Origin of the sequence: Curvivirga aplysinae, from assembly GCF_009711445.1 — a bacterium.
In the GTDB taxonomy this organism is placed as follows: domain Bacteria; phylum Pseudomonadota; class Alphaproteobacteria; order UBA8366; family Aestuariispiraceae; genus Curvivirga; species Curvivirga aplysinae.
Genome location: NZ_SMMC01000031.1, coordinates 1 through 2,436, shown reverse-complemented (window position 1 = coordinate 2,436; position 2,436 = coordinate 1). Strand labels below are relative to the sequence as shown.

Below are 2,436 nucleotides of genomic sequence, written 5' to 3'. Positions count from 1 at the left end.
ATGGCTATCCAAAAAATCCACCATGTGGCGTATCGTTGCAAGGATGCAAAAGAAACTGTTGAATGGTATGGAAAATATCTGGATATGGAATTTGTATTGGCGATCGCAGAAAATGAGGTACCGTCTACGAAAGCACCTGATCCCTATATGCATGTGTTCCTAGATGCAGGTGCCGGGAATATTCTGGCTTTTTTTGAATTACCCAATTCACCTGAAATGGGACGGGATGAGAATACGCCAAGCTGGGTTCAACATATTGCCTTCCAAATAGAGACGATGGATGAATTACTCAGCGTTAAATCTAAGCTGGAAGCAGATGATATTCAAGTTGTCGGTCCGACAGATCATACGATCTTTCAATCAATCTATTTCTTTGATCCAAATGGGCATCGTTTAGAACTGGCAGTGAATACCAATACGCCAGAAATGGATCGCAAGCTAGACGATGTTAAATGGGACATGCTGAATGAATGGGCAAAAACCAAACGCGCACCAGATCATGCCAAATGGATGCATGAAAAAGAACTTTCCTAAACAAAACGCAAGTCACGAAGGCACAAATTCATGAAGTTAGCGACTTTAAAAAATGGCACAAGAGACGGCGAATTAGTTGTCGTGTCAACAAACCTTTCCAAATATGTATCCGTAGGGGCAATTGCGCCAACGTTACAAGCCGCGCTGGATGATTGGGATAATCTTGCGCCAAAATTACAAAATGTATCTGATGCCTTAAATGAAGGGCAATTGGATGCAGCGAAAGAGTTTGATCAAACGGCGTGTGAATCCCCTTTGCCGCGTGCCTATCAATGGGCGGATGGTTCTGCATATGTGAATCATGTGGAATTGGTGCGTAAAGCTCGTAATGCTGAACTTCCTGAAAGTTTCTGGACGGACCCGTTAATGTATCAAGGAGGTTCGGATTCTTTTATTGGCCCGTGTGATGATATTCCCCTTGGTTCTGAAAGTTGGGGAATCGATTTTGAAGGGGAAGTTGCGGTTATTACCGATGATTTGGTCATGGGAGCAACTGAAGAACAAGCCGCTGATGCCATTAAACTGATTATGTTGGTAAATGATGTCAGCTTGCGTGGTTTAATCCCCGGTGAATTAGCAAAAGGCTTTGGTTTCTTTCAATCAAAACCATCTAGTGCATTTTCGCCTGTCTGTGTGACACCGGATGAATTGGGAGATGCCTGGAAAGGCGGTAAGGTAAACTTGCCTTTATTGGTTGATTATAATGGAGAAGCATTTGGATGTGCTGAGGCAGGTGAAGACATGACGTTTAACTTCCCTCAGATTGTGGCGCATGCGGCGAAAACACGCCCGCTTAGCGCTGGTGCAATTGTGGGTTCCGGTACCGTGTCGAACAAACTTGATGACGGCCCGGGTAAGCCTGTTGCTGATGGCGGGCGAGGTTATTCCTGTATTGCTGAAATTCGTATGATTGAGACCATTTATGACGGGGAGCCATCTACGTCCTTTATGAAGTTTGGAGATCAGGTTCGCATTGAAATGAAAGACAGGGATGGTCATAGTATCTTCGGTGCAATTGACCAAAAAGTCGTTGAATATAAATGATGAAAGGCCGCCTGTTGAAGACGGCTTTTTTTAATAATTCGGCGTTAGATAGATATCACCAGGTGCCAGTCGATTATCCGTTCCATCTATGACGTAATCTGGAATTTTTACCTTATTTGCATCGATAACACCGCAATCTTTTAAGGCTTTTCTTAGATTAATATCGGTACCCAAGAAGTCCCAGACGGTTCGAACACATTGGATTTCCTGACTGCCCACAGTCAAAATGCCCATTTGTAATCCGGTCAGGAAGTTTGGGCGACCTTCTTCCGATGAATATAAAAAGCTTGTATGCAAACTATGCCCATGAGTGATTTGCTTTTCGTGGATCGCAAGGCGTTTACTGCTTTCGACGATTACCCCGGAATATTTTACAGTTGCGGGCAGCATAAACTTTTCATCCATGCCTCGTTCAATGGTTTTCACCATCCATTTATCTTCCTGACGATAGATACGAGATAGAGCACGCAGATAGAGTTGTTCTTTTGGATCCAGAACCGTGTAGCTAAAATAGAATCCTTCATGCCGGGATAGCATATCTTTATCAGATTTTTCCAAGTTCAACAGGTTATTGACCGTTTTACGGTAAGGTGTTTCTTCTGTGCCAAATTGCGGGGGACGAATAATAAGCAGTTGTTTGAATCCCTCTGCAGGCATTAAGATTTCATGTTCATCTACCCCGAAGAAATCACATAATTTCCGCAATGTTGAAAGGGATGGCATTGCATGCCCATTCACATATTTATTGAATTGTTGTCGGTTCATTTTTAAACGACGACAAATTTCAGATGTGGATTGGCCGTAACTGGCGAGTAAGCGTAAATTTTGGCAGAAATCGGTATCAGTCATATATATTTT

Annotated in this window: 3 protein-coding genes; 2 read left to right on the top strand and 1 reads right to left on the bottom strand. The window is 43.1% G+C overall.

Annotated features, from left to right (window positions below):
• Both E1160_RS00245 and E1160_RS00240 read left to right on the top strand, forming a co-directional pair.
• A partial coding sequence (locus E1160_RS00245; protein ID WP_155152987.1) for a VOC family protein occupies positions 1-534 on the top strand: 534 nt, incomplete at its 5' end.
• Between the two features lie 30 nt (positions 535-564).
• Positions 565-1,578 carry a fumarylacetoacetate hydrolase family protein gene (locus E1160_RS00240; protein WP_155152986.1) on the top strand — a complete coding sequence of 338 codons (1,014 nt, stop codon included), beginning with the start codon at positions 565-567 and terminating at the stop codon, positions 1,576-1,578.
• Positions 1,579-1,608: 30 nt separating this feature from the next.
• Here E1160_RS00240 and E1160_RS00235 read toward each other — a convergent pair.
• A partial coding sequence (locus E1160_RS00235; RefSeq protein ID WP_218048606.1) for a helix-turn-helix domain-containing protein occupies positions 1,609-2,436 on the bottom strand: 828 nt, incomplete at its 5' end.

Coding starts and splice junctions, on each gene's coding strand:
- E1160_RS00240 (WP_155152986.1), top strand. CDS start 565: ATGAAGTTAGCGACTTTAAAAAATGGCACAAGAGACGGCGAATTAGTT.